Annotated in this window: 3 protein-coding genes and 1 pseudogene; 3 read left to right on the plus strand and 1 reads right to left on the minus strand. The window is 70.3% G+C overall.

Annotated elements, in window-relative coordinates; genetic code table 11:
- Positions 1-1,384, plus strand: a 1,384-nt coding sequence (gene radA, locus VN779_RS20555; protein ID WP_325725815.1) for a DNA repair protein RadA, incomplete at its 5' end; no start/stop codon positions are given.
- A gap of 127 nt (positions 1,385-1,511) precedes the next feature.
- Positions 1,512-2,600: a DNA integrity scanning diadenylate cyclase DisA gene (gene disA / locus VN779_RS20560; RefSeq protein WP_325725817.1), complete on the plus strand. Its 1,089-nt coding sequence runs from the start codon at positions 1,512-1,514 to the stop codon at positions 2,598-2,600.
- Between the two features lie 17 nt (positions 2,601-2,617).
- Here the strand turns inward: disA and VN779_RS20565 are convergent, their stop codons facing one another.
- On the minus strand, positions 2,618-3,184 hold the full coding sequence (locus VN779_RS20565) for a hypothetical protein (protein WP_325725819.1): 567 nt from the start codon (positions 3,182-3,184) through the stop codon (positions 2,618-2,620).
- 315 nt (positions 3,185-3,499) lie between these two features.
- Between VN779_RS20565 and VN779_RS20570 the strand changes: the two are divergent.
- Positions 3,500-3,987 (plus strand): annotated as a pseudogene (locus VN779_RS20570) (A/G-specific adenine glycosylase); the annotation flags it as partial.

Below are 3,987 nucleotides of genomic sequence, written 5' to 3' on the forward strand. Positions count from 1 at the left end.
CCGTACCAAGACCACCAAGGACCGACCGTCCTACCGCTGCACCGAGTGCGGCTGGCAGACGGCCAAGTGGCTCGGCCGCTGCGCCGAGTGCCAGGCCTGGGGGACGGTCGAGGAGTACGGCGTGCCCGCGGTCCGTACGACGGCCCCGGGGCGGGTCACCACCTCCGCCCTGCCCATCGGCCAGGTCGACGGCCGCCAGGCCACCGCCCGCAGCACCGGCGTGCCGGAGCTCGACCGGGTGCTCGGCGGCGGCGTCGTGCCCGGCGCGGTGATCCTGCTCGCCGGCGAGCCGGGAGTCGGCAAGTCCACGTTGCTGCTCGAGGTCGCCGCCGCCGGGGCGACGCCGGAACGGCCGGTGCTCGTCGTCACCGGTGAGGAGTCCACGGCGCAGGTGCGACTGCGCGCCGACCGGATCGGCGCCCTCTCGCCGGACCTCTACCTCGCCGCCGAGACCGATCTGGCCGCCGTGCTCGGCCATATCGAGCAGGTGCGGCCGAGCCTGCTCATCCTCGACTCGGTGCAAACCGTCGCCTCGGCCGAGATCGACGGCGTTCCCGGTGGCGTGACGCAGGTGCGCGAGGTCAGCGCGGCCCTGATCCGGGTCGCCAAGGAACGCGACCTCGCCGTGATCCTGGTGGGGCACGTCACCAAGGACGGCTCGATCGCCGGACCGCGGGTCCTGGAACACCTGGTCGACGTCGTGCTCCAGTTCGAGGGCGACCGGCACTCGCCGCTGCGCCTGGTGCGCGCGGTGAAGAACCGGTACGGCCCAACCGACGAGATCGGCTGCTTTGAGATGCACGACTCCGGTATCAGGGGCCTGGCCGACCCGTCCGGACTCTTCCTCTCCCGCCGCTCGGAGCCGGTGCCAGGAACCTGCGTGACCGTGACCCTCGAAGGCCGCCGCCCGCTGGTGTGCGAGGTGCAGGCGCTCGTCGCTCCGTCAAACCTCCCGCAGCCGCGCCGCGCCACCTCCGGCCTCGACGCCTCCCGGGTCTCGATGGTCATGGCGGTACTCGAACGCCGCGGCCGCGTACCGCTCGGGAAACATGACGTGTTTGCGGCGACGGTCGGCGGCGTGCGCCTGATCGATCCGGCCGCCGACCTCGCCGTAGCGCTCGCCATGACCACGGGCACCGTGGACAGTCCACTGCCGGCGGCCGTCGTCGCGTTCGGCGAAGTAGGGCTCGCCGGCGAGGTGCGACCGGTCACCGGGCTCGCCCGGCGGCTGTCCGAGGCGGCTCGGCTCGGCTTCCGCATCGCGTTGGTACCGCGCGTCGCCGACGGCGAAGAGACTCCGAAGGTGCCCGACGGCATGCGGATCGTCGAGGTCGCAGACATCGCGGACGCGCTCGCGACCCTTCATCAGATGATCAACCGGTAAACTTGACCACAAGACTGCGAGCCGTCGAGAGCGCGCCGTCGACGAACGACCCACCGAGAACCGCACACCGAACACCGACCCTGCGACGACCGTCGCATCCACGACCGACTCTGCGACCAGGAGCGCCATGGCTGCCCACGAACGCGCTGCGGACCAGACGCAGCGCGCCACCCTGGCGGCGCTCGCCCCCGGCACCCCGCTGCGCGACGGCTTGGAGCGGATCCTGCGCGGCAACACCGGGGCGCTGATCGTGCTCGGCTTCGACAAGACGGTCGAAAGCATCTGCACCGGCGGCTTCGTCCTCGACGTGGAGTTCTCCGCGACCCGGCTTCGCGAGCTGTGCAAGATGGACGGCGGCGTGGTCCTCGACCGCGACTGCTCCCGCATCGTGCGGGCCGGAGTTCAGTTCGTGCCCGACCCGGCCATCCCCACGGTGGAGACCGGAACCCGCCACCGCACCGCCGAACGCGTCAATCGGCAGACCGGTATCCCGGTTGTCTCGGTCAGCCAGTCGATGCGCCTGATCGCGCTCTACCACGACGAGAAGCGCACGGTGCTGGAGGACTCCGGGGTCATCCTGTCCAAGGCGAATCAGGCCCTGGCCACCCTCGAACGGTACAAGCTCAGGCTCGACGAGGTGGCCGGCACGCTCTCCGCGCTGGAAATCGAGGACTTGGTCACCGCGCGCGACGTGGCCCAGGTCGCGCAGCGGCTTGAGATGGTGCGCCGGATCGCGGTCGAGATCGAGGGCTACGTGGTGCAGCTCGGCGTCGACGGCAGGCTGCTGGAACTGCAACTCGACGAGCTGGTCGCCGGGGTCGAGCCGGAGCGGGAACTCGTCGCGCGGGACTATCTGCCCGAGCGAGGCCGTCGCAGCCGCACCGTCGAGGACACCCTGCACGACCTCGACGCGCTCAGCCGCCCGGAACTGCTGGAACTGGCCACGGTCGCCAAGGCACTCGGCTTCACCGGCGGCGCGGAAAGCCTGGACTCGGCCGCATCCCCCCGCGGATATCGGCTGCTGGCCAAGGTCCCGCGGTTGCCCGGCGCGGTGATCGACCGGCTGGTCGAGCACTTCGGTGGCCTGCAGAAGCTGCTCGCGGCCTCCGTCGCGGACCTCCAGGCGGTTGACGGCGTCGGCGAGACCAGGGCGCGAACCGTGCGCGAGGGGCTGTCCCGGCTCGCCGAATCCTCGATCCTGGAGCGCTACGTCTGATCCCGTAGCTGATCAGGCTACTGAAGTCCGAACTGCACCGAGGCCGCGTTGACGCCGCTCACCATCGCCGTCACCGCGTACGAACCCGAGCCGACCGTCGGCGGATTCGTCGGGCAGCCGGTGACCGACCGCTCGCGGTTCCACTTCACCGGTTCGGTGTAGCCATCGCCCGGTCCCAGCACGCGCAAGTCCTGGTTGCCCGCGCAGGTAGCGGTCGTCCATGCCGTCGAGCTGTCCGCCACCGACGACACCGTGACGACGACGCCCTTGCCGGATACGTCGATCCGGCAGTTCCCCGTGCCAAGGTTTCGCAGTATCACGTTGAAGATCGGGTTCTGCCCTGCCGGGTATGTCGGCGGGCCACTCGAGGAGGTTTTGTCGAGCTGCACCTGAACGGACAACACGCAGCCGGTCGAGCCCACGGGCACGCCACCGACTGAACCGCTTGATCCACCCGCGCTGCCGCCACTGCCGTTGCCACCGGTCGCCCCGCTGCCAACGCCACCAGCGCCGCCGACACCACCCACTCCGCCATTGGCTCCGCCACCGGCCGTGGGCGCGCCCGAACCGGTCGGACCGGTCACAGGATACGAATTAATGGGCGGCAGGGATCCGGTCGGCACCGGTCCAGGTGTGATTATCGCGGAACTACTACTCGGGTGAGCGTTGGCGCCACCCTTGCCTCCGCCGCCACCTGACCCGGAGCACGCGTACGCCAAGAACCCGATCAGCACCAGAGGAATCCCGAGCACCAGAATCCGACGCCGCCAGTACACCGCGGGCTGCTGAGGGCCGACAGGTCGGAGGAAGGATCCCACGGGACGCCACCTTATGGCATGCGAGACACCGTCAGACGCATTGGCACCACGAGCGTGTTTGACAATGCGACCATAGGACCGATGCCCAGTCAGCCAGCCATCGCCGCCGCTCAAGTGTCCGAGCTTGTGTCCGCGTCCGCCACCGGCGGCCGCACCCCGCTCAGCGCTGTCGCTCTCGACGCCCCAGCTGTCAACGCCACCGCTCTCGACGCGGCAGCCGCCGACGAGGTCACCGAGCGAATCCGGGCCTGGTTCGCCATCCATCGCAGGGATCTGCCATGGCGTGCCAAGGACGCGGGGCCATGGGCCGTCATGGTCAGCGAGTTCATGCTCCAGCAGACCCCGGTCGCTCGGGTGCTGCCGGTGTACGAGTCCTGGATCGCCCGCTGGCCTGTCCCGTCCGCGCTCGCTGCCGAGGAACCTGGCGAGGCGGTACGCGCCTGGGGCCGCCTCGGTTACCCACGCCGTGCCCTACGCCTGCACGCCGCCGCTACCGCGATCGTCGAGCGTCATGGCGGCGAGGTACCGGACGACTACGACGCACTCAGGGCGCTGCCAGGCGTCGGTGA

This window comes from Actinocrinis sp. (genome assembly GCF_035605935.1).
In the GTDB taxonomy this organism is placed as follows: domain Bacteria; phylum Actinomycetota; class Actinomycetes; order Streptomycetales; family Catenulisporaceae; genus Actinocrinis.

Coding starts and splice junctions, on each gene's coding strand:
- disA (WP_325725817.1), top strand. CDS start 1,512: ATGGCTGCCCACGAACGCGCTGCGGACCAGACGCAGCGCGCCACCCTG.